Annotated in this window: 25 protein-coding genes and 1 pseudogene; 14 read left to right on the forward strand and 12 right to left on the reverse strand. The window is 69.5% G+C overall.

The genetic code is table 11. The features are described from left to right. Window positions 1-515: biotin/lipoyl-containing protein (locus AB0E98_RS30160; protein ID WP_361708761.1), on the forward strand; the 515-nt coding region annotated here is incomplete at its 5' end. Window positions 516-804: 289 nt separating this feature from the next. Next, window positions 805-1,890, forward strand: a complete 1,086-nt coding sequence (locus AB0E98_RS30165) for a type III polyketide synthase (protein ID WP_361708763.1) — start codon at window positions 805-807, stop codon at window positions 1,888-1,890. 130 nt (window positions 1,891-2,020) lie between these two features. Here the strand turns inward: AB0E98_RS30165 and AB0E98_RS30170 are convergent, their stop codons facing one another. The 3 genes from AB0E98_RS30170 to AB0E98_RS30180 all read right to left on the reverse strand — a co-directional run bounded on the left by AB0E98_RS30170 (window position 2,021) and on the right by AB0E98_RS30180 (window position 5,173). Continuing rightward, a complete protein-coding gene (locus tag AB0E98_RS30170) occupies window positions 2,021-3,475 on the reverse strand; it encodes a S8 family serine peptidase (RefSeq protein WP_361708765.1) in 1,455 nt (484 codons plus the stop codon). Window positions 3,476-3,602: 127 nt separating this feature from the next. Then, on the reverse strand, window positions 3,603-4,058 hold the full coding sequence (locus tag AB0E98_RS30175) for a TerB family tellurite resistance protein (protein WP_311614854.1): 456 nt from the start codon (window positions 4,056-4,058) through the stop codon (window positions 3,603-3,605). An 86-nt stretch (window positions 4,059-4,144) separates the two neighbouring features. Beyond that, on the reverse strand, window positions 4,145-5,173 hold the full coding sequence (locus AB0E98_RS30180) for a rod shape-determining protein (protein WP_361708768.1): 1,029 nt from the start codon (window positions 5,171-5,173) through the stop codon (window positions 4,145-4,147). Window positions 5,174-5,475: 302 nt separating this feature from the next. Here AB0E98_RS30180 and AB0E98_RS30185 point away from each other — a divergent pair, with 302 nt between their 5' ends. Further along, a complete protein-coding gene (locus tag AB0E98_RS30185; RefSeq protein ID WP_361708770.1) occupies window positions 5,476-5,805 on the forward strand; it encodes a UBP-type zinc finger domain-containing protein in 330 nt (109 codons plus the stop codon). Between the two features lie 344 nt (window positions 5,806-6,149). Here AB0E98_RS30185 and rpsN read toward each other — a convergent pair whose 3' ends face one another. Continuing rightward, a complete protein-coding gene (rpsN, locus tag AB0E98_RS30190) occupies window positions 6,150-6,455 on the reverse strand; it encodes a 30S ribosomal protein S14 (protein WP_361708773.1) in 306 nt (101 codons plus the stop codon). Then, a complete protein-coding gene (gene rpmB, locus AB0E98_RS30195) occupies window positions 6,455-6,691 on the reverse strand; it encodes a 50S ribosomal protein L28 (RefSeq protein WP_361708776.1) in 237 nt (78 codons plus the stop codon). The genes rpsN and rpmB overlap by 1 nt, the downstream gene beginning before the upstream one ends. Before the next feature lie 58 nt (window positions 6,692-6,749). Here rpmB and rpmG point away from each other — a divergent pair, with 58 nt between their 5' ends. The 5 genes and pseudogenes from rpmG (at window position 6,750) to AB0E98_RS30220 (ending at window position 9,147) form a co-directional block, all read left to right on the forward strand. Continuing rightward, complete coding sequence (gene rpmG, locus AB0E98_RS30200) at window positions 6,750-6,914, forward strand: 50S ribosomal protein L33 (protein WP_361708779.1); 165 nt, start codon at window positions 6,750-6,752, stop codon at window positions 6,912-6,914. 5 nt (window positions 6,915-6,919) lie between these two features. After that, window positions 6,920-7,189 (forward strand): annotated as a pseudogene (locus AB0E98_RS30205) (type B 50S ribosomal protein L31); the annotation flags it as partial. An 86-nt stretch (window positions 7,190-7,275) separates the two neighbouring features. Beyond that, on the forward strand, window positions 7,276-8,427 hold the full coding sequence (locus AB0E98_RS30210) for a GTP-binding protein (RefSeq protein ID WP_361708781.1): 1,152 nt from the start codon (window positions 7,276-7,278) through the stop codon (window positions 8,425-8,427). Window positions 8,428-8,465: 38 nt separating this feature from the next. Beyond that, entirely contained in the window at window positions 8,466-8,765 is a 300-nt protein-coding gene (gene rpsR, locus AB0E98_RS30215) for a 30S ribosomal protein S18 (protein WP_361708784.1), read from the forward strand. A gap of 142 nt (window positions 8,766-8,907) precedes the next feature. Then, complete coding sequence (locus AB0E98_RS30220) at window positions 8,908-9,147, forward strand: DUF397 domain-containing protein (protein WP_229355464.1); 240 nt, start codon at window positions 8,908-8,910, stop codon at window positions 9,145-9,147. A 9-nt stretch (window positions 9,148-9,156) separates the two neighbouring features. Here AB0E98_RS30220 and AB0E98_RS30225 read toward each other — a convergent pair whose 3' ends face one another. Then, window positions 9,157-9,696, reverse strand: coding sequence for an ATP-binding protein (locus AB0E98_RS30225; protein ID WP_361708787.1), 540 nt, complete (start codon window positions 9,694-9,696; stop codon window positions 9,157-9,159). Window positions 9,697-10,008: 312 nt separating this feature from the next. Here AB0E98_RS30225 and AB0E98_RS30230 point away from each other — a divergent pair, with 312 nt between their 5' ends. The 5 genes from AB0E98_RS30230 to AB0E98_RS30250 all read left to right on the forward strand — a co-directional run bounded on the left by AB0E98_RS30230 (window position 10,009) and on the right by AB0E98_RS30250 (window position 18,231). Continuing rightward, window positions 10,009-10,872, forward strand: coding sequence for a helix-turn-helix transcriptional regulator (locus AB0E98_RS30230; protein WP_361708789.1), 864 nt, complete (start codon window positions 10,009-10,011; stop codon window positions 10,870-10,872). A gap of 151 nt (window positions 10,873-11,023) precedes the next feature. Beyond that, complete coding sequence (locus AB0E98_RS30235; RefSeq protein ID WP_361708791.1) at window positions 11,024-12,535, forward strand: aldehyde dehydrogenase family protein; 1,512 nt, start codon at window positions 11,024-11,026, stop codon at window positions 12,533-12,535. A 112-nt stretch (window positions 12,536-12,647) separates the two neighbouring features. Next, the gene (locus AB0E98_RS30240) at window positions 12,648-13,190 is read left to right on the forward strand and encodes a DinB family protein (RefSeq protein ID WP_361708794.1); all 543 of its coding nucleotides are present in this window, start codon (window positions 12,648-12,650) and stop codon (window positions 13,188-13,190) included. A gap of 81 nt (window positions 13,191-13,271) precedes the next feature. Beyond that, window positions 13,272-13,856: a helix-turn-helix transcriptional regulator gene (locus AB0E98_RS30245; RefSeq protein ID WP_361708797.1), complete on the forward strand. Its 585-nt coding sequence runs from the start codon at window positions 13,272-13,274 to the stop codon at window positions 13,854-13,856. A 607-nt stretch (window positions 13,857-14,463) separates the two neighbouring features. After that, window positions 14,464-18,231 (forward strand): ATP-binding protein, encoded by a 3,768-nt coding sequence (locus tag AB0E98_RS30250; RefSeq protein WP_361708800.1) that lies wholly within the window; start codon window positions 14,464-14,466, stop codon window positions 18,229-18,231. Window positions 18,232-18,240: 9 nt separating this feature from the next. On the opposite strand, the gene AB0E98_RS30255 is transcribed toward AB0E98_RS30250, so the two are convergent. From AB0E98_RS30255 to AB0E98_RS30265, 3 genes are all read right to left on the reverse strand, one after another. Continuing rightward, complete coding sequence (locus AB0E98_RS30255) at window positions 18,241-19,032, reverse strand: hypothetical protein (RefSeq protein ID WP_361708802.1); 792 nt, start codon at window positions 19,030-19,032, stop codon at window positions 18,241-18,243. 229 nt (window positions 19,033-19,261) lie between these two features. Beyond that, entirely contained in the window at window positions 19,262-19,471 is a 210-nt protein-coding gene (locus tag AB0E98_RS30260; RefSeq protein WP_361708805.1) for a DUF397 domain-containing protein, read from the reverse strand. Then, window positions 19,468-20,274, reverse strand: coding sequence for a helix-turn-helix transcriptional regulator (locus AB0E98_RS30265; protein WP_361708808.1), 807 nt, complete (start codon window positions 20,272-20,274; stop codon window positions 19,468-19,470). The genes AB0E98_RS30260 and AB0E98_RS30265 overlap by 4 nt, the downstream gene beginning before the upstream one ends. Before the next feature lie 248 nt (window positions 20,275-20,522). On the opposite strand from AB0E98_RS30265, the gene AB0E98_RS30270 reads away from it, so the two are divergent. Beyond that, window positions 20,523-21,461 carry a Rieske 2Fe-2S domain-containing protein gene (locus tag AB0E98_RS30270; protein ID WP_361708811.1) on the forward strand — a complete coding sequence of 313 codons (939 nt, stop codon included), beginning with the start codon at window positions 20,523-20,525 and terminating at the stop codon, window positions 21,459-21,461. A 62-nt stretch (window positions 21,462-21,523) separates the two neighbouring features. Here AB0E98_RS30270 and AB0E98_RS30275 read toward each other — a convergent pair whose 3' ends face one another. The 3 genes from AB0E98_RS30275 to ileS all read right to left on the reverse strand — a co-directional run bounded on the left by AB0E98_RS30275 (window position 21,524) and on the right by ileS (window position 26,486). Continuing rightward, window positions 21,524-21,796 (reverse strand): IPT/TIG domain-containing protein, encoded by a 273-nt coding sequence (locus tag AB0E98_RS30275; RefSeq protein WP_361708814.1) that lies wholly within the window; start codon window positions 21,794-21,796, stop codon window positions 21,524-21,526. An 810-nt stretch (window positions 21,797-22,606) separates the two neighbouring features. After that, complete coding sequence (locus tag AB0E98_RS30280) at window positions 22,607-23,191, reverse strand: Uma2 family endonuclease (protein ID WP_361708817.1); 585 nt, start codon at window positions 23,189-23,191, stop codon at window positions 22,607-22,609. Between the two features lie 154 nt (window positions 23,192-23,345). After that, the gene (ileS, locus tag AB0E98_RS30285) at window positions 23,346-26,486 is read right to left on the reverse strand and encodes an isoleucine--tRNA ligase (RefSeq protein ID WP_361708820.1); all 3,141 of its coding nucleotides are present in this window, start codon (window positions 26,484-26,486) and stop codon (window positions 23,346-23,348) included. Window positions 26,487-26,650: the final 164 nt, after the last annotated feature.

Here is a 26,650-nt window from a genome sequence, read left to right on the forward strand (position 1 = left end):
CCATCCCCTTCCACCGCGCGGTCGTCACCGACCCGGCCTTCACCAGCGACCCGTTCCACATCCACACCCGCTGGATCGAAACCGAATTCACCAACGCGATAGAGCCGTTCGTCGCTCCGGCCGGTGCGGACGAGGACGAGCCCGAGGGCCGTGAGACGGTCGTGGTCGAGGTCGGCGGCAAGCGGCTGGAGGTCACGCTCCCGTCCTCGCTCGGCGCGAGCTTCGGCAGCGCCCCGGCCGCCGGTGGCGGCGGGCGGCCCAAGCGCCGTGCGGCGAAGAAGGCGGGCGCGGCGGCCTCGGGCGACTCGCTGACCTCGCCGATGCAGGGCACGATCGTCAAGGTCGCGGTCGAGGACGGTCAGCAGGTCGACGAGGGCGACCTCGTCGTGGTCCTGGAGGCCATGAAGATGGAGCAGCCCATCAACGCCCACCGCTCCGGCACGGTGAAGGACTTGGCGGCGGAGGTGGGTGCGTCGCTGTCGTCGGGCGCGGTCATCTGCGAGATCAAGGACTGACGGGCAGGTGAACGCGCCGGGGGGTCCGGTCCGGGACGTACCGGACCCCCCGGCGCGGCGTGTGTTCTGTGAGTAGCCCGTGCGGGTCCTGCGGACTCCCTGTATGTTCGATGAACGTAAGTTCCGTTTATGGAGATAAGTCCGCTCTTCGGGTGAACTTTCAGAGCATATGTGTGGCGCGTTTCCCGATGCGGCATGCACTGGACATAGGCTGGCGCGCTATTTCGGCGGCCCTGGGCATCGAGAGAGCGCCGCGACTGCGAGAGAGCGCCGCGACTGGGAGGCCGACATGGCGACACTGTGCAGACCGGCCATCGCTGTCCCCGAGCACGTGATCACAAGGGAGCAGACCCTCGATCTCGCGCGCACGCTGCACGCGGATCACCCCCAGCTGGAGCTGGCGCTCCGGCTGATCGGCAATACGGGTGTGCAGACCCGGTACCTCGTGCAGCCGATCGAGGACACGCTCAAACACCCCGGCTTCACCGTGCGGAACGCCCGCTACGAGCGCGAGGCCAAGGCCCGTGTCCCCGCTGTCGTACGGCGCGCGCTCGACCACGCCGAGCTGACGCCGCGTGACATCGACCTGATCGTGTATGTGTCCTGCACAGGCTTCATGATGCCGTCGATGACGGCGTGGCTCATCAACACCATGCGCTTCCGCAACGAGACCCGGCAGCTCCCCATCGCCCAGCTCGGCTGCGCGGCGGGCGGTGCCGCCATCAACCGCGCGCACGACTTCTGCCAGGCCTACCCGGAGGCGAACGTCCTGATCGTGGCCTGCGAGTTCTGCTCGCTGCTCTATCAGCCCACGGACCTCGGCGTCGGCAATCTGCTCTCCAACGGCCTCTTCGGCGACGCCATCGCCTGCGCGGTGGTGCGCGGCGAGGGCGGTACGGGCGTACGGATCGAGCGGAACGGCTCGCATCTGGTGCCCGACACGGAGGAGTGGATCTCCTACGGGGTGCGCGACACGGGATTCCACTTCATCCTGGACAAGCGGGTCCCGGGCACGATGGCCATGCTGGCCCCGGCCATGCGCGACATGGCCGAGCCGCACCAGTGGGACGTCTCCGAGCTCGACTTCTACATCGTCCACGCCGGCGGCCCCCGCATCCTGGACGACCTCAGCCACTACCTCGGCCTGGCTCCAGAAACGTTTCGCTACAGCCGCGAGACGCTCACCGAGCGGGGCAATATCGCCAGCGCGGTCATCTTCGACGCCCTTGAGCGCATGTTCCAGGACGGCGGCGCGGACGATGCCGCCCGAGGCATCATCGCGGGCTTCGGCCCCGGCATCACGGCCGAGATCGCCCTGGGCACGTGGACGTCGGACCGCGAGCGAGTACCGGTGGCGATGCCGCTTTCGGCGTAGCCGGACGGGGCCGACTTCAGCCCGCCCGGCGTCTGAGGACCGGGTCCCGGGGGCGGAGCCCCCGAAAGCGGGGGCGCGAGGGGGCCGCAGGCCCCGCTCGGAAACGGTGAAAGGGCGGGGCTGGGGCAAGTCACCGCATCCCGCACCGCCCAACCGGCGCCCCCGGCACCGCCACAGGCCCCGGCACCGCCACAGGCCCCGCCTCCGACCCCGCCCCCAGGCCCAACGCCGCCGCCACCGCCCGCACATCGGGCCGATTCCCGATCCGCCCGTCCTCACCCGGCGGCTCCGCCCCAGTCCCCCGCAGTAGAACGCGAGCCTCACCGGGAGTGAGGGACTCCCTCCCCACCCCCCGCAACAACCCCTGCACGCACGCCAGTACCCCCGCCACCACCGCCGCCGCGGCCGACGTGCCGCAGAAGACGTCCGTGTACCAGCGGGCCTCGTCGGGGCCGTCCCGCAGCTCCCCGGGGCCGTCCCACCGGCCGCCCGTGGTGGTGACTTCGTGACCCCACCCCTGGGCGTCCACTCGACCGCCGTGGTTGGAGAAGGCGAGCCGGGAGCGGTCGGGGCCGTGGTCCCGGCCGTGGGTGCCGGGCGGCGGGGCACCGGCGCCCACCAGGACAGCCCCGGAATCCACATGCCGCAACGGATTCCGCCACCAGGCCGGAAACCCGTCCGGCCGTACCTCGTACAGCGCGTCGTCCAACGACTCCCCGCCGTTCCCGGCGGCGGCCACGACGAGCACGCCCTTGGCCGTAGCGTGGCGGACGGCCGCGTGGTCGTCGGGCCACCACTCCAGGGGGAGGCAGCCGCGCTGGTCGTCGCGGGCGGCCCAGCCGTGGCGGGGGCCGGGCCGGTGCAGCGGGAGCAGGACGATCCCGCCCGGCGGGAGCCGGTCCGCCGCGGCCAGGACGGCGCGGGCGGTGCCGATGCCGGGGAAGGCCGCGGCGGCGGTGAGGGCGCCGGGCGCGATGCCCGTGATGCCGGAGCCGGTTCGGTCGCCGCCGATGACGCCCAGCGTGTGGGTGCCGTGGTTGCGCCAGGCCGGGTCGTCCAGGGGCGTACCGGCGACGATGCCGGTGAGCTTGCGGCCGAGCCCCTCGTGACCGAGGTGCCAGGCGGCGTCCACCACGACGACGCCCACGCCCTCGCCCGTGCCGCCCGGGCGGCTCCAGGCCCAGTGGGCGTCCACGCCGCCGGGGGCGGGCCCGAGGTAGCCCTGGCGGGGACTGAGATCAGGGGTACCGGTCGTCGCACGCCCCCGGTCGGCGGGCAGCGCCCCTGGCTTCACGTACGCCGTGTCGATGCCGGGCAGGGTGCCGAGCCGGACGGCGAGCTCGTCGAGGTGGCGTTCGGTGCCGCGCACCTGATGGAAGAGGGCGAGCTCGGGGACGGCCGTACGGGCGGGGGCGAGCGGCTCCAGGGTGAGCCGTTCGTCGGCGAGGAAGGCGTCGAGCGCGGACAGGTCGGCCCCGGTGAGGGACCGTACGCCCGTGGGGCCGGCGCGCAGCGCGGCCTCGGGACGGGCGACCGCGATCAGCTCGCGGCCGACAGGGAGGTAGGTGAAGCCCTCGACCACCACCCGTACACGGTGGCGGGGCCGGACGGAGGCGGGCAAGGCGGCGGGTACGGCTCCGACGGAATCCCGTCAGAAGCCGTACCCACAGGTACCCACAGCCGTGCCGCCACGCGGAACGGCCGTCGCGTCCTCAGAGGTCGAACTCCGCGGGGTTGATCCCGAGCGCGAAGCAGACCTCGCGGACGACGGCCTGCTCCGTCTTGTCGAAGTCGCCGTCGGCGCCGCCGATGACAATGCCGATCTGAATGACGGCACGCGCCTCGGTCGGCTTCTTCTGGACCTTGCCGATGGTCTGGAGAACGCTGACCTTGCCGAACTCGAAATCGGCCGACAGCTTCTGGCAGTAGTCGTTGAAACGGGCCTGGAGATCGTCGACGGGGAAGTTCCGCAGAACGTCGTTCGTGGCGATCAGAGAAGCGACGCGCTGTCGCTCGGAAGCGTCGATCGAACCGTCAGCGGCCGCCACCAGGGCGCACATTGCCATGCTCGCGTCACGGAATGCGCCGCTCTTGAGCTCGTTCTTCTTCGCCAGCAGCTGGCCCTGCATAGTGGTGGCGGAATCCTTGAGCCGGTCCCAGAGCGCCATGTGCGTAAAACTCCTTGTGAATACGGGGATGCACTGGCAGAACTGTTGAGACGGGTAAAGAAGTTCCCAAGGGGACCGGCGGGGGGTCAGTTGTGCGCCGCGTCGAGGTGAAGTGGCTTGATCTTTCCCTCGATCATCGCGCCCAGCCCGATGACGGAACACACATCGGGATTGTCGGCGATACGGACCACCATGCCCGTGGCCTGCTCGATCATCGTGTCCAGCCCGGGGAGGCGCGCGCTGCCGCCCGCGAGCATGATGCCGCGCTCGGCGAGGTCGGCGACCAGGTCGGGCGGGCACTCGCGCAGCACCCGGCCGATCGCGTCGAGCACGGCGGTGAGCGGTGTGTGGATGGCCTCGCGGACATGGGCGGTGTTCACGAGCACCGTGCGCGACAGCCCCGTGGCCACGTCGCGCCCGCGCACCTCCGCCTCGCAGCCCATGCGCGCCGGGTCGTAGAGCGCGAGGTGCAGCGGGTGGAGCCCCTGGGAGGGCAGCATCAGCTCGTGGACGCTGCGCAGGTGCTGGATGACGGCGTAGTCGATGGCGTCCCCGCCGATCGACACCTTCTCGGCGGCGACGATGGAGCCGAGGGAGAGCACGGCGACCTGGGTGGAGGCGGCGCCGCACACCACGATCATCGTGGCCTCCGGCCGCTCGACGGGCAGCCCGCAGCCGACGGCGGCGGCGATGAGCGTGTCGACGAGCTCGACGCGGCGGGAGCCCAGGGCGCTCAGCACCTCGACGGCCGCCCGCTGGGCGATCGGCTCGGCGTCGTGCGGCAGGCAGACGGCGGCCCGCAGCATCGGTTTGCGCCGCCAGGCCCGGCGGATCTTGTCGTTGACCAGGAAGCGCAGCATCCGCTGGGCCATGTCGATGTCGACCACCGTGCCACCGGAGATGGGCCGTACGACCTTGATGTGCTCCGGCGTCCGCCCGGCCATCCCCCCGGCCAGCGAGCCCACCGCGATCAGCGACCCCGTCCGGGAATTGACGGCGGCGAGGCTCGGCTCGTCCACGATCAGGCCGCTGTCCTTGAGGTAGACGCGAGTTCTGGAGGCTCCGAGGTCGACGGCGACGGTGCAACGGGACAGCTGCTCGAGGCTGAGGGTCATCACGGTCCTGCCCTGGGGTGCGCGACGGGTGGGGCGACGGGTGAGGCATGTGAGGAACACGGCCATCGTGCAAGGCGCCGCGCCGCGCTGCCCGCTGAAATGGGCTGCACGGGGGCATGGGGACGCCCGAACGAGCGGGTGGTGAGGGCGGGTGGTGAGGACGGTGGTGAGCAGGGGCGGATACGGACACCCCCGTAGCCCGTGTCCGCACCCGGCTCACGGGAAGGAGTCTGCCAGCACCCACTGACAATCCCCGTGACCTCGGCTTTCGCCCCGGCGCGGAGGGGCCTACGCTCGAAGGTATGACCGAGCCGCTCTCCTGGCGGGTCGCCGCGGACCTCGAAGGCCGCCCGACGGACCGGTCCTGCACCCATCTGGCGCGGGTCCCGCCCACGGTGACCCCGAGCACGACGGAAGGCTGCGAGGACTGCCTGCGCATCGGCGCGACGTGGGTCCACCTCCGCGAATGCCTCACCTGCGGCCACGTCGGCTGCTGCGACAGCTCCCCCCACCACCACGCGACCACCCACGCCGGGGAAAACGCCGGCCACGACATCGCCCGGTCCTTCGAACCGGGCGAGACGTGGGCTTGGTGCTACGTGGACGAAGTCCTGCTGCTACCGCCGCCTTAGCCCTCGCGGGCCTGCGGGTACGGCACCGCCGGGCTCGCCACCCGTGGCTGAGCGCCGCTGCGGCGGGGGAGGGCGCCCCATCCCCGCCCTTTCACCGTTTCCGTGGGCAAGCCCCCGCCCCCGACCGCGCCTGGGAACCGGTGGCGAAGCCTCCCGGATCGGGGCCGCCGGGCCCAGGACCCCGGGGGGTCCGGGGGCGGCCCGGTTACGGGAAGGGGCGGGACTGGGGTACCTTCCCCCCGCTGCGACGACGAGCAACCCTCACCGCCGAGCCCGATGGTGCCGAACTGCCGGACATCCCAGGGGCGTCCGCCCCGAAAGCGCCCCGCCCGGTGGCAGCCGGGCTACCAACTCCCCTTTCGCACCCCCGGCAAATACCCCGCATGCGCCTGCCCCCGCAGCGAAACCCGCGACAGCCCGAACGCCCGGAAGTATCCCCGGGGCCGCCCGTCCACCGCGTCCCGGTTCCGCACCCGCGTCGCGCTCGCGTCGCGCGGCTGGCGCTGCAACTCGCGTTGCGCGTCCTGCCGCGCCTCCGCCGTCGTGCGCGGATCGCGGATGACCGCCTTCAGCAGCGCCCGCCGTGCCGCGTAGCGCGCGACGACGATCTTCCGGGCCTCGTTCTTCGCGATCTTGCTCTTCTTGGCCATCAGACCTTTCCTCCCCGGGCCCGGATGCGGGCCACGGCTGCCTCGACGCCGATCGCGTCCACGGTCTTGATCCCCTTCGCGCTGAGCGTGAGCCGTACGGAACGCCCCTCGCTCGCGAGCCAGTACCGCTTGCGCTGGACGTTGGGGTCGAAACGGCGCGACGTGCGGCGGTGGGAGTGGGAGACGGAGTTGCCGAAGCCGGGCCTCCGTCCGGTCAGCCGGCAGTGCGCGGACATGTCCGGGACCTCCTGATCACCTTAATGAAAATGGAAACCATTTCTGTATAGTAGCCCCATGCCCCGCAACGACCTACGCCCCGTCATCAAGCTCCGCTCCACCGCCGGCACCGGCTACACCTACGTCACCCGCAAGAACCGCCGTAACGACCCCGACCGCCTCGAACTCCGCAAGTTCGACCCTGTCGCCGGCCGCCACGTGACCTTCCGAGAGGAGCGCTGACCGCCATGAAGCCCGGAATCCACCCGCCCTACGGCCCTGTCGTCTTCCGCGACCGCGCCGCGGGATTCGCCTTCCTCACCCGCTCCACCGCAGCCGCTGCGGCCGCCACCGGCGGCAGGACGATCGAGTGGGAGGACGGCGACACCTACCCCGTCATCGACGTCGAGATCTCCTCGGCGAGCCACCCCTTCTACACGGGCACCGCCCGCGTCCTGGACACCGCCGGCCGCGTGGAGCGCTTCGAGCGCCGCTACGGCAAGCACAAGGGCAGCCGCGAGGACGGCCACAACGACAGCCGCGAGGACAGCCGCAACGGCGGCCGCAACGACATCCGCAACGGCGGCCGCGAGGACAGCCGTTGATGCGCACGCTGCCCGTCGTCCTCGTCGCCGGCATCCACGCCGATGCCCGCCGCGCCGCCGTCGACAGCCTCCTCCGCACCGTCCCGGGCTCCGTCGCGCTCCACCACGACCTGTCGACGGCGGCCACCACCGGCACCGTCCGCCGGACCGTGCGCGACCGTTCCGGCACGCTCGACGACGGCGCGACGCCGCTCGTCAACGACTGCGCCTGCTGCGCCCTCCGCGAGGACCTGATCCCCGAGTTGGAGCGCCTCGCCGGGCTCGGCGGCCACCGCCTGGCCGTCGTCGAGCTGTGGGACTCCGTCGAGCCCAAGGCCATGGCGGAGGTCGTCGCCGGGTACGGCGGCCCGGACACCCGGCTCTCCGGGGTATTCACGGCCGTCGACCCCGCCCTGGTGCTGCCGACGCTCGCCAACGGCGACGACCTCGCCGAGGCCGGGATCGCCGCGGCCCCGACCGACCGGCGCACCGTGGGCGACACCTTCGCCCGGCAGCTGGAGTACGTCCCCGTACTGGTCCTGGCGCACGGCGCCGAGGCGGCGGACGAGAGCGACCACGCCCTGCTGCACCAACTCGTCCCCACCGCCCGCTGCATTCCGGCCGAATCCGTGGAGCTGGCCGCCGCGGCCGTCGCCGGGTTCGACGTGGACGCGGCCGCCGCACGCCAGCACCCTGCCTGCGCGCTGCTGCCGCAGGCCGCCGACGCGCACGGCGTGGCCACGCTCGTATGGCACCGCGACCGGCCGTTCCACCCCGGCCGGCTCTACGCCGCCCTGGAGGACCTGACCTGCGCCGCGGCCCGTAGCCGGGGCAGATTCTGGCTGGCGGACCGGCCCGACACGCTGCTGTCGTGGGACGCGGCGGGCGGCGCCCTGTGCGTCGAGAACGCCGGGCCCTGGCTGGCCGCGCTGCCGGAGGCCGCCTGGGAGATGGTGCCCGCCGAGCGTCGCGTGGCGGCGGCCCTGGACTGGCACCCGGAGCACGGCGACCGTTCCCAGTACCTCACCTTCACCTCGCCCGGCCTGGACGGCGAGGGGCTCCGCTCACTGCTGGAGTCGTGCCTGCTCACGGATGCCGAGTACGCGGGCGGCCCGGACGCGTGGCGCCGGCTGCCCCCGGCTTTCGACGAGCTCCTGGACCCGGTCTCCTGACTGCGGGCCCAGCCCTCCGATTCCCCGAAAGGACCCCCATGGGCAATCGCCCCGACGCCCCCAAGCACCGTGACAAACGCCGCGACAAGCCGACCCGGACCCCCCGCCGGAATCCTCTGGACGCCGCCGGGATCACCTACATCGACTACAAGGACACCGATCTCCTCCGGAAGTTCATTTCGGACCGGGGGAAGATCCGCAGTCGCCGGGTGACCCGGGTCACCGTGCGCCAGCAGCGGCAGCTCACCAGGGCGATCAAGAATGCCCGGGAGATGGCCCTGCTCCCGTATTCCGGAGCCTCACCGGACGGACGTTCATCTTCCGGGAAGAAGCCGTGAAGTAGTGGCGGGAACACCCTGAGTGCACGTGCATCGGCTCATGCAGAGGCACATGAACGCGGCTATGATCCGGAGCAGTTGCCATCCTCGAATCCGTGTTCAGTGGATGAGGATGCCCCCTGCAATGATCCGGGAGAGTCCAGTGCCCCAGGCGCACAACGGCATGGCCGCCTCGGACATCGAAGATGTCGAATGGCGAAAGAGCCGGTACTCCAACTCCCAGGGCTCCTGCGTGGAGTTCGCGAAGTTGCCGGGTGGCGGGGTCGCCGTGCGCAACTCCCGCCACCCGGACGGTCCGGCGCTCGTGTACACACCCGCCGAGATCGAAGCCATGGTGCTGGGCATCAAGGACGGCGAATTCGACTACCTGCTGCGCGACTAACCCCGTGATCTAGTCGCGGTCGCGTGGCAGCCGGAACAGAGCCCAGACGACTTTGCCGTGCAGCGCGCCCGCGAGTGGGTGCCAGCCCCACGCGTCGCTGAACGACTCGACCAGGTACAGTCCGCGCCCGCACTCGTCCCCGGCGGCGGCCTCGCCCACGACCGGACCCGACTCGCTGGGATCGCGTACCGCGCACACGAGCCGCGAGGTCCAGCGCATCAGATGCAGGCGTACGGGCGTCTCGTACTCGCCGAGGGCCCGATCGCCGAGGGCCCGCTCGGCGGCCGCCGGTGCGGCCATCGGCGCCGCCGCCGGTATCGCGTACCGCATCGAGTTGGTCACCAGCTCGCTGACGACGAGCGCCACCTCGTCAAAGAGACCGATCAGATCCCATCGATCGAGCGTGGACCGGGTGAATTTCCGAGCGCTTCCGACCGCTTCGAAGTGAGGCGGTAGCGAACAGGAGACCGAGGTGGAGGCTGTGGATGAGTCGATCGTAGGCAGCCCTCTCCATAAGGGGGAGAGCACAGTCGATCCTTCGGTACCCATCCGAGGCACTCCTGGCAGTCGAGTACGTGACGTGCACGTGTGCGAGCTCCATGGTTGCCAATGCGCCCGGCGGATGCAAGGGCAGATGCACGTGCACGCGGTGGATTTGGGAGCGCACAGGGGGGTTGGGGCGCAATTCTCCCTACGCCCCCTGCGGTAGGGCTCCTGCCCGTGGCTGGTCTCCGTAACCGCGCATGCACTCAACGAAGCCCGAAGATGGCAGACTTCGGCGCCGGGGGTAGCGGGGGTCGCCCTCAGAGAGGCGCGGAAACGACAGACCGGAACAGGACCGGAAGAGGAAGGGTCCCAGAGATGGCCACGAGCGAGTCGAGCGGTTCCGTGGTGCGACGCATACTCCTGGGCTCACAGCTCAGGCGGCTGCGCGAGTCGCGCGGCATCACGCGCGAGGCGGCCGGCTACTCGATCCGAGCGTCCGAGTCGAAGATCAGCCGTATGGAGTTGGGCCGGGTGAGCTTCAAGGCGCGGGATGTGGAGGATCTGCTCACCCTCTACGGGGTCACGGACGGTTCCGAGCGCGAGGCGCTGCTGGGCCTCGCCCGCGAGGCCAATGTCGCCGGATGGTGGCACAGCTACGGCGATGTGCTCCCCGGGTGGTTCCAGACGTATGTGGGGCTGGAGGGCGCCGCCTCCGACATCTCGATCTACGAGGTGCAGTTCGTCCACGGCCTGCTCCAGACCGAGGGCTATGCCCACGCCGTCGTCGTACGCGGCCAGCCCAATGCCGACGAGGCGGAGATCGAACGCCGGGTCTCGCTGCGCATGGAGCGCCAGAAGCTGCTGTTCTCCGAGCGCGCGCCCCGTTTCCACGCCGTTCTCGACGAGGCGGCCCTGCACCGCCCGTACGGTGGCGAAACGGTCATGCGCAATCAGCTCCAGCACCTCGCCGACATCTCCGAGCAGCCCAATGTGACCCTCCAGGTGATGCCGTTCGCGCACGGCGGACACGCCGCCGAGAGCGGCGCCTTCACGATGCTGCGCTTCCCCGAGTCGGACCTCTCCGACGTCGTATACCTGGAGCAGCTGACCAGCGCGCTCTACCTCGACAAGGCCGAGGAAGTGGCCCAGTACGGCCGGGTCATGGACCGCCTCCACGAGGACAGCCTCTCCCCGGAGGAGACCCGCGATCTGATTGCGCGACGTCTTCAACTCCTGTGACACATCAGTACGATGACGTCTCAGTAGCGCGACATGGACGCGACACGGAGCGGCATGAAAGAGCGGTGCGCCAAAGCGACGCACTCGACGCACTCGACGCACCTCATGACGGGCGCCCCGGGCGCCCCGCATTTCGCAGACGGGATGGCGCATGTCCGACGGCACGCACGGCACTGACGCATCGCACGGCCCCCGGCACACCTACGGCTCCTGTTTCGACACGCTGGGCGCCCAGTACATCGACGGCGAGTGGCGGGCCGGCACCGGCTCCTGGGACATCGTCGACTTCAACCCCTACGACGGTGAGAAGCTCGCCTCGATCACGGTCGCCGGCGTCGACGAGATCGACCAGGCCTATCGCGCCGCCGAGCGCGCCCAGCCCGCCTGGGCGGCCGTCAATCCGTACCGCCGCCGCCTGGTCTTCGAGCGGGCCCTGCGCATCATCGACGACAACGAGCCCGAGCTGACCGCCGCCATCACCGCCGAGTGCGGTGGCACGGCCGTGAAGGCCGCCTTCGAGCTCCACCTGGTCAGAGAGTTCTTACGGGAGGCCATCCAGCTCGCGCTGCGTGCCGAGGGACGCATCCTGCCCGCCCCGGACGACACCCGCGAGAACCGCCTCTACCGTGTCCCGGTCGGGGTCGTCGGGGTGATCAGCCCCTTCAACTTCCCCTTCCTCCTCTCGATCAAGTCCGTCGCCCCGGCCCTGGCCCTCGGCAACGCCGTGGTGCTCAAGCCCCACCAGAACACGCCGATATGCGGCGGCGGCCTGGTCGCCAAGCTCTTCGAGGACGCCGGCCTCCCCGGTGGCGTCCTCAACGTCGTCGTCACCGACATAGCGGAGATCGGCGACGCGCTCATAGAGCACCCCGTGCCCAAGGTGATCTCCTTCACCGGCTCCGACAAGGTCGGCCGCCATGTCGCCACCGTCGCCGCCTCGCACTTCAAGCGGACCATCCTCGAACTCGGCGGCAACAGCGCCCTGATCGTCCTCGACGACGCGGACGTCGACTACGCCGTGGACGCCGCTGTTTTCAGCCGTTTCATCCACCAGGGGCAGGTCTGCATGGCCGCCAACCGTGTGCTGGTGGACCGGTCCGTAGAGCGTGAATTCACCGAGAAGTTCGTCGCCAAGGTACGGACCCTCAAGGTCGGCGACCCCGGCGACCCGGCTACGCACATCGGCCCCCTCATCAACTCCGGCCAGGCGGAGGCCATCACCAGCCTGGTGGACCAGACCGTCGCGGACGGCGCCACCGCCCTCCTGCGCGGCCGGACGGACGGCACCCTGGTCGGCCCCTCCGTCCTCACGGGGCTGCCGGCGGACTCCCCGATCCTGGGCCAGGAGATCTTCGGCCCCGTCGCCCTGATCATCCCCTTCGACGGCGAGGACGAGGCGGTACGGCTCGCCAACGCGACGCCGTACGGGCTGAGCGGCGCCGTCCACACCGGCGACATCGAACGCGGCGTCCGGGTGGCCCGGCGGATCGAGACCGGGATGATCCACGTCAACGACGCGACCGTCCACGACGAGGCGATCGTGCCGTTCGGCGGCGAGAAGCACTCGGGCGTGGGACGGCTGAACGGCGACTCGATGGTGGAGGCGTTCACGACGACGAAGTGGATCTCGATCCAGCACGGACGGAGCAACTTCCCGTTCTGACGCTTCACGCGCCCTCGTCCATCTAGGACGCTCCCTGACCTAGATCGCTCCTACCTTTGATCCGTCGCACCCCACCGGGGGCGAACGGAGGACGGACGGAAGGCGGGACCCCATGCCCACGCACGTGATCGAGAAGGACTTCTCCGACGAGCGCGCCACGCTGCTGGCCTTCCTGGAGGCCCAGCGCGGCGGCCTGCGGCGCACGCTGCTCGGCCTGACGGACGAGCAGGCGAAGACGAGGCCGAGCGCGAGCGAGCTGTCCCTGGGCGGGCTGCTCAAGCACGCCGTGGAGGTCGAACAGGGATGGGTCCGCCGGGCCCAGGGCCTGGAGCCGCTGATCAAGCGGGACGAGTCGAACTGGCCCGACAGCTTCCGCCTGATCGAGGACGAGACGGTGGGGGGCCAGCTCGCGCGGTGGGAGGCCGTTGTCGCGGAGACCGAGAGCTTCGTCCGCGGGGTGCCGAGCCTGGAGGACACCTTCGCCCTGCCGGAGGCTCCCTGGTTCCCGAAGGCCGAGGTGTCCATGCGCTGGCTCCTGCTCCACCTCATCGAGGAGACGGCCCGCCACGCCGGCCATGCCGACATCATCCGCGAGACGATCGACGGGAAGACGGCCTTCGAGCTGGTGGCCGAGGAGCGGGGCGGGGCCGCCTAGGCCGGGCGGGGCCGCCTGGGCCGGGCGCGGACGCCTAGGCTGGATTGCCCAAGGGCGATCGAAGAGAAGACCGAGGCGAAGATGTCGGCCATCCGGCTGCTGGTCCTGGGCGCGGTCCGGCAGCACGGCCGCGCCCACGGCTACCAGGTCCGCGGCGACCTGGAGATGTGGGGCGCCCAGGAATGGTCGAGCGCCCAGCCGGGCTCGATCTACCACGCGCTCAAGGCCATGGCCAAGCAGGGCCTCCTCGTCGCCCACGACACCGCCCCCAGCGAGGCGGGCGGCCCCCCGCGCACGGAGTACGAACTGACGGAGGCGGGCCAGGCGGAGTACTTCACCCTGCTGCGGGCGGCCCTGATCGCCCACGACCAAAAGACGGACGTCCTGACGGCGGGCATCGGCTTCCTGGTCGACCTGCCGCGCGCCGAGGCCATCGCGCTGCTCCGGCAGCGAGTGACCGCACTGGAGGAATGGCGCGCCGACATCGACCGCCGCTGGACCCCGGGCGAGGGCGAGGACTGGGGTCACATCGCCGAGATCGGCATGCTGTGGCGGGGCATCGCGGAGGCGCGCGAGCGCTGGGCACGCGGCTTGATCGCCCGCCTGGAGGCGGGGGCGTATGTGATGGCGGGGGAGGGCGAGCCCTGGAGGGGGATCGTGCACTGAGGTGGTGTACGCGGGGGGCGTTGAGCCGGTACGGTGGGACGCGAAGTGGCCCCCGCCAGGAGCCGGATACTCCGTGACGAGGGCCAACCGAAGCAGACGGTTCGTTGATCGGGAGTCCTCACTCGATCTGAGGATTGCCGATCACCGTCCGGCCTTCGGTCATCGACCGGGCATCCACCCCCTCACCTTCCGCGCGATGCGCTTCCAGATCGACGGACGAATCCTCCGGTGACGCCCCACTGGCGCCCCCCTTCATGCGACGCGGCCAAATCCGGTGACCGCCGCCGGAGGAACCCGTTATTGGGCCCTCGACCGGCCCAACGTGCAGACGATTCCTCGTTGTAGGGGGGCGCGCTCGGCGCGCCAAGAGAGACTTTACGGATCGGCTGGGGCTGTCGCGAGCGCGCGTCCGGTATTGCCAAGTACCTAACGCTGCAAGGTCGTTACTGCCCCCCGGTGTGTAGATTCCTGGTCGAGTCTGTGCGTATCGCAGCCGAAGGCGCCCCCGCTTCTACGCTGGATCCCCACTGTTGTGGGGAGGGCGGAACGCGTGCAACAGGGCTGGACGAACAACGAGTTCAGAGATTCCAAAGCCGAAGTCGTCTACATGGCGGAGAACATCCACATCGGAGGACAAGCCTCCCCCTCGGCCCCCACTGCGGACGGCTGGGTGGACCTCGCCATCCGCTCGACGGCATGGCGCCACGTACCCGGCGATCGCGACGTGGCCTTCTTCCGCGAGCGCGTCGCCGAGACCGTCGCGGCCCTGGCCCGCCTCCGGGACGAGGCGGAGCACGAGCTCGCCGACGATCCGTGGTGGGACGACGGCGTCGTCCCGCGCTTCACGGAGAGCGTGGAGTGGCTGCTGGGAGAGCCTGGGCCCGAGCGCTGCCTCGATCTCTACCCGGCGGAGGCGGTCCTCCTCGTCCTGACGCCGTTTGTGTACCGCGTGCAGTCCCTGCGACTGGCGGCTTCTTTACGGGCACTGGTCGCCCCGACGCGCCTGGACCGGCAACCCGGGCCGGGCCACGAGCGAGCGTCGTTCGAAGTATTCGCCGAGGGGCACGACCTGCTCGTCAAACGCGCCCTCCAGCACCCCGAGGCAGCGGAACCCATCGGCTGGTGGCTGTTCCACCGGTGGCTGGCGCTGCGGGAAGAGTTCTCGGACGCCGTAACGGTCCGGACGCTGTGGGAGACGATCGGCGACCCGGCCGCCGCGCTCGGGGAGACTCTCGAACCCCGCCGGATCTGCCGCCTCCTCCACGGCCTCCGCCGTGGCCCCGACGTCTGCAACCGCGAATACCTCGACGAACTCCCCGCCGACGATGCGGCCGGCGTACGAGGCGGCGGCCCCCAGCGCATCCGCGATCAGCGACTCGCCCTGCTCCTCACCCTCGCCCACGGCGCGAGCCGTGAGATCACGGCCCTGCCGCAGATCGTCGTGGAGCACTTGGGCATCCCCCACCCCGTCGACCTCGACCAGCTCCGCCGCACGCTGGAGAGATCCCGCTGGGGCGACTCCCACGACCTCCCTGTGCTGCACGCCGAATGCCACCACGAAGCCGTCATCGAAGGCCTCCGCGCCTACACGGACCGCACGGACGGACTCCTTGCGGCCGTGCGGCGAACGGTCCGCGATCGCGTCAACCAGCCCCTGCCCGCCCTCCCGACCCGCCTGTCGGCGGACGGGGTGACCCCGGCGGAAGGCGTCTTCACCGGCTGGGCCAGCTTCCGCCTCGACGAACGCCGCGTCCGCGACCTCCTCATGGGCGTCCAGCTCTACCGCGACCGCGACCTCGCCGTCCGCGAGCTCTACCAGAACGCGCTGGACGCCTGCCGCTACCGGCGCGCCCGCACGCAGTACCTGGACCGCACGCGCGACGCCACGTACACGTACGACGGCCGGATCGCCTTCGAGCAGGGCGAGGACGACGACGGCCGCGAGTACGTCGAATGCCGGGACGACGGCGTCGGCATGGGCGAGTCCGAACTGCGCGGCGTCTTCTCCCAGGCGGGTTCGCGCTTCGTCGATCAGCTCGACTTCAAGCAGGAACGGGCGGGGTGGTCGGAGGCCGTTCCTCCGGTGGAGTTGTTCCCCAACAGCCGTTTCGGCATCGGGGTGCTGAGCTATTTCATGCTCGCGGATGAAATCCGGGTCACCACGTGCCGTATGGACGCGAAGGGGCGGCTCGGGCCACTGCTCCGGGTGTCCATCTTCGGCCCCGGGCACCTTTTCCGTATCGAGCGGCTGGCGGAATGCGGAGAGGAGGCCGGCACCCAGGTCCGGCTTTATCTGAGAGACGTGGACGAGAGGTGGTCATGCCTCACGGTCCTCGAAAGGGTCCTGGGAATCGCCGAGTTCCCGACCGAGGCCTGGCACGGCGACCGGCGCAGTACGTGGGACGCCGGTCGGCTCACGGCGAGAAGGGCACCGGACCAGGAGCGTTTCGGGCTGAACGTCCACGGCACGCTGGTGGAGTGGGCGGAGGCGCCGGACGGCGTGCAGGTGTTCTGGTGCGAGCGCGGGGGCGGGCTGTTCGTGGACGGGCTGGTCGTCCAGCCCGAGACCCGGCGGGGTGTGCTCACGGCGCGCACCCATTCGGGGCTGGCGGGGGCGGTCGTGAACCTCTCCGGCGCGCACGCTCCCGGACGGCTCTCGGTCGACCGGTCGCGGATTCTGGACGACGTGTCGGGACAAGTGGGCGACCTCCTGGGGCAGGCCCTGAAGAGCCTGCTCGCGAGCGATGAGCCGCTGCCCCGCTACGAGTGGATCTGCCGTCTCGCCGACTCCAGCACGTGCCTGGCGGACCTGCTCACAAAGGCGGCGGTCGAGGCGGGCCGTGTCCTGGAGTACGAGGGCCACCGGATCGACATGGCCACGGCCGGATGTCTCCCCGCCGACATGAAGATTCTCCCCGCGGGGACCTTCGGGACGAACGACCGGCGCGACACCTTGAGGGACCTGCCCTGGACGAACATCATCGGAGAGCCACCCGACCACATCCTGCTCTGGCGGATCATCGCCCATGGACCCAACGCCGCGCTGACGGCTCTGGAGGAGGTCTGCCCGGAGATCCAGGACGTACGGGTACGCCCGGCCCTCCCCTCCGACGACCTACTGCTTTCCAGGAGGGGGGACGCCCGCTACCGGCACTGGAACGTCGGAGTCATGGGACATTCCAAGCTCCTCGGACGGTCCATCGACATGGCGAACATGCTCGGCATCTCCTGGCGGTCCGCTGCCCGGCGCGCCGCCGAGCTGGGCATACGGGCAGTGGACCGGCCCGTGACCGTGGCGGAGCTGCGGAGCGCCGCACGAATCATGGGAGTGGGATCAGAGGAAGCGGCCGCGTGCTGGAGAGACCTGGGCGTCCCGGTGCGGGAGGCGGTGGTGACCCTTGCGACGGCAGCCGCGCACGACCCCTTGGTCCGTCATGACCCGGGTGACGAAGGCGACGGAAGCGGGTGGCTGGACCCCGATGAGATCGTTCCTCCCGGCCATATCGCCAAGGCGAGCCGGGCGCTGGACATTCCGGTCCCCGAGGTGTGCGCCAGGCTCGCCGCGTACGGCCTGCGTTATGACGCGACCGGTTTGCCGGACCGGCCGGATGACAGGACCACGGCTCTGCTGAGTGAACGCGCCAACGGGAAGTCGCCATGGCGCAGGCATGAGCAGTCGATCTCACCGGGTCAGGTGCTCGAGAATTCCCGCAGGCTGGGGATTCCCCCGGGTCAATTGATGGCCGAGCTCGCCTACCTGGGCTTCACTACTCCCTCGGTCTTCCCGGCCGATGCGAACCCCGACGACATCGGGCTGCTGAGCGACCTCAGCGGCTATCTGCGACCGGGAAAGGGGGTCATGTACGACCATCTTCTCCAAGGCGCCGACCGTTCGCCCCAGGAAGTCATCGAACGCTTGCGGGCCTATGGCATCGACATTCCGCTGAAGTTCCCGTCCGCACCGACAAGGCTGGACAAGGAACTGCTGACGGACGAAACACTGTGGTGGGGATTCCACACGGCGGAGCTCATTCCGTTCGCCCACGTCGTACGGGTGGCCGAGATGCTGCGGACAGATCCGAGCGAGGTGGCGTGGTATCTCCGTGGCTATGGCGTTTCCCTGGCGCGGGACGACCTGCCGGAGGGGCTGGCCTTCACCGATGCGCTGAGGCTGATCAAACGGGGCGACCTCGGCACGGACCTGCGGTTCGTGACCATGCTGCGGAACTTCTCCTTCGCCCAGCTCCTGCGTGTCTCGCTCCGTGTCGGACAGCCATTGAGCCAGGTGTCCATGTGGGCGGAGGAGTTGGGCCTGTGGAGCGGCTCTGTGGCGGACGCCGCCCGGGAGGCGCTCAGCCGCGTCCCGCGCGCCTGAGCCCGGCCCTTACACGGGCCACGTGGGCCCGTACGGCCGCTTCGTGCTCCTCCGGGCCCGGCCCGGCCCGGCGGCGTCCGGGACGTTCAGACCCCGGCAAGGGCGGCAGAGCCCGCCGGAGAGGGCCTCCGGGCGGCCCGGGGTGCGGCAGGAGGTGCACTCCATGATGCGGCGGGCCGGGGCGGTGGCGGCCGGCGTCCGCGTGGGGGGTGGCTCCGGCGGCATCTTCTCCGTGAGCCGCGTTCGGGTGAAGGCGGCGGAGTGGTGGACGGGGGACGGGAGGCCGGCGGTGAGGGTGGCGATGAGTTGGGCGGGTGGGATGCCGCGTGCCAGCCATTCCGCCGCGAGGGGTTCGAGGGCCGCGCACTCCTTCGCGGAGAGGGCGAGGCGGGCGTCGGTACGGCCGAGGGCGGCGAGCGCATCGTAGGCGGGTGAGCGCTGTGGCTTCGGGTCGGGCTGCGGCTCGTCGCCGTCGTTCAGCCAGCGCTCCCACCACGCGTCGCTGCGCGCCGTTCGTGAAAAGTACGTGCGGAACACCCACTGGGTGCTGTCCTCGTCGGCCGGCTCGCGGACGCGGCGCAGGTGGCCCGCCTCGGAGAGGTTGTTGAGGGCGGTGCGGAGGGCCTGCTGCCCGTAGGGCAGCTCCTTGGCCAGCATCTTCACGTCCATCGCCGCGCCGTCGGGGAGGCGGTCGATGTGGGAGGCGATGTACGCCTCGCGAGCGGGGAGGTGGGCGAAGGTGTCCGCGTCGCGTGGGGCCTGACCGGGGGCGGAGCGTTTTCCGTAGCCGGGGGAGGCCATTGGGGGAGCGTAGGGGCGCGCGTCGGCGCTAGGGTTGGCCATAGCCATGAGATCGACTTCCTTCGATCTTGATGGTCAGGCCCCCGTTCGGTGTTGGTAGCACCGGCGGGGGTCGCTTGTTGCTGCGCACGCTACACGGCGAGCGCGCAACGTCGCGACTCGGTTGCGGAAAGTCATCCCGGTGTGCAAGAGACAGGGAGGGTGGGTGGGTTGAACCCACCTCCCATTCCTAAGAGAAGGCGCTCGAATCCCGAGTCCCGAAGCTCGGGTGGTGAAGGAACGTTCCCCAGGCCGCCCTGGGGACGGATATTCGGGGGCTGTCGTCGGACCCGAGCGACCCGAGCTTCGAGTCCCGGACGTGGACGGCGTGCGGGGAGGTGGCGACCTCCACGCATTCGCTGCCATCGCCGCCGCTGAAACTCGACTTGAACCATTTCATTGCGTGTCTGCCAATTCCTTGATGAAGATTGCTGATTCGTTCGGGCTCATGGCCAACTGGGCGATGCGGGCGAGCTTCTGTGCGGCCTGGCTGACCATGTCTGGATCGGCCGTCAAGGCGGAGGTCAGTTGCCCCTCCTCGTAGGCCAGATGCTTGTGCTCCGGCGTCTCGAGAAGGATCAATGATCCTCCGATGCCGACGGGGGCAGAGTCGAAACGAAGAGCCTGGATCGTCACGTTGCGACGCTTCCCCATCGCCAGCAGGTGGTGCAACTGCCGCTGGTGCTGTTCCTTGCTTGCGATCGGGTGCCGGAGGGCGGGTTCTCCGATCACGTAGTTGAACACTCGCGTTTGCTTGTCCAGTAGAGCCTGGCGCTTCATTCGATTCGCGACACGTACCTCTACGGTCTGGTCGTCTAGCGGTGGCCACCAGTTGCTGATCTGCGCTTGTGTGTACTCCTCCGTCTGGAGCAGCCCTGGGATGATCATGGGTTGGTACGAGCTGATGGCGATCGCCTCCGCCTCGTACTGCAAGTAGTCCTGGCTGCGCTCCGGAAGCGGCTCCGGCTCCAGGTACTTCTCCGCCGCCCGCAGCAGCCCCTTCGCTCCGCACAGTTGATCGGCGATCTGTAGCAGATGGATCGCGGGCCTTCGCCGCCCCTGCTCCACCGACGCGATCGTTTCGGAGCCGTATCCCGCCTCCTTGGCCAGTGTCTCGCGGCTGACGCCGGCCAGGTTTCGCCAGAGCTTGATCTGCTCGCCGCAGTACTGCCACGCCATGGGCCGTGGGCGCGTGTACGTCATGGATGCGTCCTCCCGTACTTCCGTCGCTACCGCATACGACGATCCCAGGCCAGGGTGGTTTCGGCCTCGGGAGCAGGAAACTTACGCATCATGACTCACCCGGGCCCCGATAACGGCCGTAGGCCTCGACATCCCACTGAAATACGCAAAAGTCCTGTTTGAGTCACCTTGACGGGCGGCAGCATGGTGATGTGGAGGGGAACCCGAATGCGCCCGCCCCGCTGCCCTATCCACGGGGCTGGTTCTGTTTGAGCTCGACTCGTGAGCTGAAGGCCGGCACGGTGTCCACGCGTCGGCTGGCGGGGGAGGACGTTGTCCTCTACCGCACCCGTGGGGGACGGGTACGGGCGATCCGCCCGCACTGCCCGCATCTCGGCGCCCACCTGGGCCATGGCGGCACGGTGGACGGTGAATATCTCGTCTGTCCCTTTCACCGCTTCGCCTACGGCCCGGACGGCACCTGCCGCCGCTCGCCGTACGGGCCGCATCCGCCGGATCTGTCACTGACGTTGCTGCCGGTGTGCGAGGTCAACGGCATGATCTGCGTCTGGTACGACGCGACGGGGGCGCCGCCCGACTGGCAGCTACCGGAGCTGCCGAAGCCGGGCTTCAGCGTGCCTGTGCAACGCACGCTGCAAGCCGACACCCACCCCCAAGAAGTGGCGGAAAACATCTCCGACTACGGGCACTTGGGCCCGATCCACGGCTTCGTGGATACGAAGGAGCTTGTCACCGCGAGAACGGACGGCCCTGTTCGTACGGCAAAGGTACGGGCCCGGCGCAGCCTCCCGCTGATCGGGATAGTGCCGGTGGACTACGCGGTACGGCAGTTCGGGCTGGGACTGGTGCTGGCGGAGGCGGAGATCCCGGCGCTCGGGGTGTCGATGCGGATGTGGGTGAACCCGACGCCGACCGGACCGTGGCGGACGCAGTTCCGCGTCTTCGTCGGCTGTGCGATCACGGTGCCCTGGGCGGTTCCGGAGCGCCTGCGCGAACCACCCATCGCCTTTGCCTCCCGCGTCCTGGCCCGTGCGGGCCTCACCTGGCTCACGCACGACGTCCGCAAGGACATCACCATCTGGCACAACAAGCGCTATCTCCCCCACCCCCGCCTCCAGCACGGCGACGGTCCGGTGGGGGAACTCCGGCACTGGGCGCGCCAGTTCTATGCGACAGCGGAAAAGTGACTGGTGAACTCCAAGAGGCCCCGGCCTGCGCCGGGACCCCTTGGCGTGCTGCCCGACCGACGTCAGTCGGTGTAGGTGTAGTGCATGGGGTTGCTGGGGCCGCCGTCGCTGTAGGCGTAGACCACTACGGTGCCCTCATTGTGGGACGGAGTAATGACCTCGATTTCGGTCCCCGAGACAGGAACTATCTTCTCGACTTCGTGTCCTCCGAACGTCACGGAGTAAACGTAGTCCAGGCGGTTGCCGTGGACCTTTACGGTCTTGCCGCCTGCCATGGAGCCCGACGCAGGCTCCAGCTTGGTGAGACTGGGCTTCGGGGTATTGGGCTCTGACATGGTTCCCCTTCCTTTCTTCCTGGTTGGCCGCCGAAGTTCGGCGCGCATTTTCACACCCGGATCGAACGGTGTATTGGCTGTCCGGGCACGTTGAGAAACGTACGGCTCCTGAAAAGCGGGCGTCAAAGCATGGAATCTGCAACTCCGGATAAACGCGCCATGCCTTCTCCTGGGCGACATGCGTCTCTGGATCATTCCGCGCGGTCGGACAGTGACGCCTGCTCACCTGCGCTGATGGGGGCGGTATGGCGTCTCGGTCATGTGTGCAACAGATTATTGACGCCGGACAGGAGGTCGCCTCCCCTTCAGCTGGGCCATGTGCCGATAAGCCTGGTGAGGGGGAGGGAAGTCAACGTTTACGCGAGCGCGCTGTACCTTGGCCCGATATGGCGGTGCGCTCATCCGTGGCTTACGGCTGCGTGACGTCTGGAACATTGGAAATCCACCGCGCCCGCTTTCCGGGCGTCGGACGGGTTATCTTCGGGCCGTTTATCGCAAGGTGGCCAATGATTCACCCGGTGGCGGTGGGGCGGACGTGGTCCGGGAATCCGGCGTGTGTGTTTTGTCATTTCACCTCGCCGGCGACGGGCGCCGCAGGCCGGACGGGTTCGGCGAGGCTCTCGCGCACGGGTACGGCAACGTCCCGGCCGAATCCGATCGTCCGAAACACGCGTTCATCGAGGACCTGAAGGAAGGCCAGGCCCGGGACGATCCGGCCACGACGGGGTCTTCCGCTGGTCGGGATAGGGACGGTGGGGGAACTCCGATACTGGGCGCGCCAGTTCTGCGCGACGGCGGAGAAAAGACTGGTCAGTCCTCGATCAGGCTGCGGAGATCGATCTCGATGGGAAAGGGGACTTCGGTCTTGAGCGTGCCGATGTGCTTGGAGCACTCGGGGCTGGGGATGTACCAGTCGACTTCCCGGTGCAGCCAGAACTCGTGCACGACGGGCAGGTCGTCCTCGCCGCGCTCGACGCGCCAGTAGTGGTCGATCTTTGCGTCGGCGTACATGGCGTGCTTGTAGAAGTGGTCCACCCAGCGCGAGCCGGGAGAGACGACCTCGACCGCGAGCACGACCTTCCCGACGGGGGTGCAGTCCAAGGTCCGGACGTCGAGATCGCGCTTGTCGAAGACCACGACGTCGGGCGTTGGAATGTTGCTCTCGTCGATCATGGTCCACCGTTCGATGTTGGCGGTGAACGGCTCGCGCTTCGCGCTCATCAGCCGGCAGTAGAGCCCATCCCGGACCTGGTCGTGCCACCAGCTGGTATTGCCTCGGACCGTGACCTTCCCGCCCAGTAGTTCCCAGTCGCATGGCAGGACCAGCTCCTTCACCTGGTCGTACGTCCAGCCGCCCTCGGGCGGGTACATCCAGTTGTCCAGCGTGGCTCTCATGAACCGGATGGTGGGCGAGGTCGTGCACGTATGTCCCGCACTCGAACGTAAGGCCACCCGCCCGGGTGTGGACGGACCGTTTCTTCGACCGTAGGAGCTGATCAGCTCACTCTGCCCCACCGGATGAATCCGGTGGGGCAGAGCGGCGCGGCCGTTACGCCTTGCGGAGGCGGAAGGTGAGGGCCAGGCCCTCGTCCGTGAACGGCTCACCGTAAGAGCCGTCCGCCTCGCCGGAGGCGAAGTCCGTGGCGAGGACCTCGTCCGCTATCAGCTCGGCGTGAGCCGCGAGGGCCTCCGTCGTCTCGGGAGAGGTGGCAATCCAGCGGACCGCGATGCGGTCGGCCACGTCGAGGCCGCTGTTCTTGCGGGCCTCCTGGATCAGTCGGATCGCGTCGCGGGCCAGGCCCGCGAGCCGGAGCTCCGGGGTGATCTCCAGGTCGAGGGCGACGGTGGCGCCGGAGTCGGAGGCCACGGACCAGCCCTCGCGCGGGGTCTCGGTGATGATGACCTCGTCCGGGGTGAGCGCGACCGTCTCGCCGTCGACCTCCACCGAGGCCGTGCCCTCCCGCAGTGCCAGCGATAGCGAAGCGGCGTCCGCCGCCGCGACTGCCTTGGCCACCGCCTGGACGCCCTTGCCGAAGCGCTTGCCCAGCGCGCGGAAGTTCGCCTTTGCCGTCGTGTCGACCAGGGAGCCGCCCACCTCGGAGAGGGAGGCCAGGGACGACACGTTCAGCTCGTCCGTGATCTGCGTGTGGAGTTCGGGGGAGAGCTGTTCGAAGCCCGCCGCCGCGACCAGGGCACGGGACAGCGGCTGGCGTGTCTTGACGCCGGACTCGGCGCGCGTGGCGCGGCCCAGTTCGACCAGGCGGCGGACCAGCAGCATCTGCTGCGACAGCGTCGGGTCGATCGCTGTCCGGTCGGCCTTGGGCCACGACGAGAGGTGCACCGACTCCGGGGCGTCCGGGGTGACCGGGACCACCATGTCCTGCCAGACCCGCTCGGTGATGAACGGGGTCAGGGGAGCCATCAGCCGCGTGACCGTCTCGACCACGTCGTGGAGCGTGCGCAGTGCGGCGGCGTCGCCCTGCCAGAAGCGGCGACGCGAGCGGCGGACGTACCAGTTGGAGAGGTCGTCGACGAAGGACGACAGGAGCTTGCCGGCGCGCTGGGTGTCGTACGCCTCCAGGGCCTGGGTGACCTGCTCCACCAGGGTGTTGAGCTCGCCGAGCAGCCAGCGGTCCAGGACCGTACGGTCGGCCGGCGCCGGGTCGGACGCGCTGGGCGCCCAGTCGGACGTACGGGCGTAGAGGGCCTGGAAGGCGACCGTGTTCCAGTAGGTGAGGAGGGTCTTCCGCACCACCTCCTGGATGGTGCCGTGACCGACGCGCCGCGCTGCCCACGGGGAGCCGCCTGCCGCCATGAACCAGCGGACCGCGTCGGCGCCGTGCTGGTCCATGAGGGGGATGGGCTGGAGGATGTTGCCGAGGTGCTTGGACATCTTCCGGCCGTCCTCGGCCAGGATGTGGCCCAGGCAGACGACGTTCTCGTACGAGGACTTGTCGAAGACGAGCGTGCCGACCGCCATCAGCGTGTAGAACCAGCCACGCGTCTGGTCGATGGCCTCGCTGATGAACTGCGCCGGGTAACGGGACTCGAACAGCTCCTTGTTCCGGTACGGGTAGCCGTACTGCGCGAAGGGCATCGAGCCCGAGTCGTACCAGGCGTCGATCACCTCCGGGACGCGGACCGCCTCCAGCGAGCAGCCCTCCGCCGTGCAGGTGAAGGTGACGTCGTCGATGTACGGGCGGTGCGGGTCGAGCGACGACTGGTCCTTGCCCGACAGTTCCGTCAGTTCGGCGCGCGAGCCCACGCACGTGAGGTGGTTCTCCTCGCAGCGCCAGATGGGCAGCGGGGTGCCCCAGTAGCGGTTGCGGGAGAGCGCCCAGTCGATGTTGTTGTTGAGCCAGTCGCCGAAGCGACCCTGCTTGACGGAGTCCGGGAACCAGTTGGTCTTCTCGTTCTCCCGCAGCATCGCGTCCTTGACGGCGGTGGTGCGGATGTACCAGGACGGCTGCGCATAGTAGAGGAGCGCGGTGTGGCAGCGCCAGCAGTGCGGGTAGCTGTGCTCGTACGCCTCGTGGCGGAAGAGCAGGCCGCGGTCCTTGAGATCGGCGAGGACGACGTCGTCGGCCTTCTTGAAGAAGAGGCCGCCGACAAGGGGGAGGTTCTCGTCGAACGTGCCGTCCTGGCGGACGGGATTCACCAGCGGCATCCCGTACGCCTTGCACACCTTGTAGTCGTCCTCGCCGAAGGCGGGGTTGGTGTGGACGAGGCCGCTGCCGGTCTCGGTCGTGACGTGGTCGCCGTTGACGACGAAGTTGGCGCCTTCGAGGTCGACTATGGAGAACGGCGCCTGGTAGTTCCAGCGCTCCATCTCGGCGCCGGTGAAGCTCTGGCCGGTGGCCGTCCAGCCCTCGCCCAGGGCCTTCTCCAGGAGGGCCTCGGCGACGACCAGCTTCTCGGTGCCGTCCGTGGCGACCACGTACGTCACCTCGGCGTTGACGGCCACGGCGGTGTTGGAGACCAGCGTCCACGGGGTCGTGGTCCAGGCGAGCAGGGCGGCCTGGCCGGCGAGCGGGCCGGAGGTCAGCGGGAAGCGGATGAAGACGGAGGGGTCGACGACCGTCTCGTAGCCCTGCGCCAGTTCGTGGTCGGAGAGGCCGGTGCCGCAGCGGGGGCACCAGGGGGCGACGCGGTGGTCTTGGACCAGCAGGTCCTTGTTGAAGATCTCCTTCAGCGACCACCACACGGACTCGACGTACTCGGGGTCCATGGTCCGGTACGCGTCGTCGAGGTCGACCCAGTAACCCATGCGGGTGGTGAGCTCGGCGAAGGCGTCGGTGTGGCGGGTCACGGACTCGCGGCACTTGGCGTTGAACTCGGCGATGCCGTACGCCTCGATGTCCTGCTTGCCGGAGAAGCCGAGCTCCTTCTCCACCGCGAGCTCGACCGGCAGGCCGTGGCAGTCCCAGCCGGCCTTCCTCGCCACGTGGTAGCCCTGCATCGTGCGGAAGCGCGGGAAGACGTCCTTGAAGACGCGGGCCTCGATGTGGTGGGCGCCGGGCATGCCGTTGGCGGTCGGCGGGCCCTCGTAGAACACCCACTCGGGCTGCCCCTCGGACTGATCGAGGCTCTTGGCGAAGACCTTCTGCTCGCGCCAGAAGTCGAGCACCGCGTGCTCAAGGGCGGGCAGATCTACCTGGGCGGGCACCTGACGGTACTGCGGGGATGTCATCGGCGGCTAACTCCGGTCCGTTTGCGTGATGCGTTCCGACAAAGGCCGAGCGCACGGCTCCCGCGACACCACCCTCACGGCCCGGACCCTCACGGCCCGGCCGAGCCTCGTCCGGGCTCCGGTCGGCGGGTCAACGCCTGGCGATCGTCACACTATACGGTCAA

Origin of the sequence: Streptomyces sp. NPDC037389, assembly GCF_040636475.1 — a bacterium.
GTDB classification, from domain to species: domain Bacteria; phylum Actinomycetota; class Actinomycetes; order Streptomycetales; family Streptomycetaceae; genus Streptomyces; species Streptomyces hesseae.

Excerpts from the sequence above, each read along its gene's own strand:
- AB0E98_RS30230 (WP_361708789.1), top strand. The coding sequence starts at position 10,009 with ATGGCCACGAGCGAGTCGAGCGGTTCCGTGGTGCGACGCATACTCCTG.
- AB0E98_RS30225 (WP_361708787.1), bottom strand. The coding sequence starts at position 9,696 with ATGGGTACCGAAGGATCGACTGTGCTCTCCCCCTTATGGAGAGGGCTG.
- AB0E98_RS30165 (WP_361708763.1), top strand. The coding sequence starts at position 805 with ATGGCGACACTGTGCAGACCGGCCATCGCTGTCCCCGAGCACGTGATC.
- AB0E98_RS30240 (WP_361708794.1), top strand. The coding sequence starts at position 12,648 with ATGCCCACGCACGTGATCGAGAAGGACTTCTCCGACGAGCGCGCCACG.
- AB0E98_RS30180 (WP_361708768.1), bottom strand. The coding sequence starts at position 5,173 with ATGACCCTCAGCCTCGAGCAGCTGTCCCGTTGCACCGTCGCCGTCGAC.
- AB0E98_RS30255 (WP_361708802.1), bottom strand. The coding sequence starts at position 19,032 with ATGGCCTCCCCCGGCTACGGAAAACGCTCCGCCCCCGGTCAGGCCCCA.
- AB0E98_RS30245 (WP_361708797.1), top strand. The coding sequence starts at position 13,272 with ATGTCGGCCATCCGGCTGCTGGTCCTGGGCGCGGTCCGGCAGCACGGC.
- AB0E98_RS30175 (WP_311614854.1), bottom strand. The coding sequence starts at position 4,058 with ATGGCGCTCTGGGACCGGCTCAAGGATTCCGCCACCACTATGCAGGGC.
- AB0E98_RS30260 (WP_361708805.1), bottom strand. The coding sequence starts at position 19,471 with ATGAAATGGTTCAAGTCGAGTTTCAGCGGCGGCGATGGCAGCGAATGC.
- AB0E98_RS30185 (WP_361708770.1), top strand. The coding sequence starts at position 5,476 with ATGACCGAGCCGCTCTCCTGGCGGGTCGCCGCGGACCTCGAAGGCCGC.
- ileS (WP_361708820.1), bottom strand. The coding sequence starts at position 26,486 with ATGACATCCCCGCAGTACCGTCAGGTGCCCGCCCAGGTAGATCTGCCC.
- AB0E98_RS30280 (WP_361708817.1), bottom strand. The coding sequence starts at position 23,191 with ATGAGAGCCACGCTGGACAACTGGATGTACCCGCCCGAGGGCGGCTGG.
- rpmB (WP_361708776.1), bottom strand. The coding sequence starts at position 6,691 with ATGTCCGCGCACTGCCGGCTGACCGGACGGAGGCCCGGCTTCGGCAAC.
- AB0E98_RS30265 (WP_361708808.1), bottom strand. The coding sequence starts at position 20,274 with ATGACGTACACGCGCCCACGGCCCATGGCGTGGCAGTACTGCGGCGAG.
- AB0E98_RS30250 (WP_361708800.1), top strand. The coding sequence starts at position 14,464 with ATGGCGGAGAACATCCACATCGGAGGACAAGCCTCCCCCTCGGCCCCC.
- AB0E98_RS30210 (WP_361708781.1), top strand. The coding sequence starts at position 7,276 with ATGCGCACGCTGCCCGTCGTCCTCGTCGCCGGCATCCACGCCGATGCC.
- rpsR (WP_361708784.1), top strand. The coding sequence starts at position 8,466 with ATGGGCAATCGCCCCGACGCCCCCAAGCACCGTGACAAACGCCGCGAC.
- AB0E98_RS30275 (WP_361708814.1), bottom strand. The coding sequence starts at position 21,796 with ATGTCAGAGCCCAATACCCCGAAGCCCAGTCTCACCAAGCTGGAGCCT.
- rpmG (WP_361708779.1), top strand. The coding sequence starts at position 6,750 with ATGCCCCGCAACGACCTACGCCCCGTCATCAAGCTCCGCTCCACCGCC.
- rpsN (WP_361708773.1), bottom strand. The coding sequence starts at position 6,455 with ATGGCCAAGAAGAGCAAGATCGCGAAGAACGAGGCCCGGAAGATCGTC.
- AB0E98_RS30235 (WP_361708791.1), top strand. The coding sequence starts at position 11,024 with ATGTCCGACGGCACGCACGGCACTGACGCATCGCACGGCCCCCGGCAC.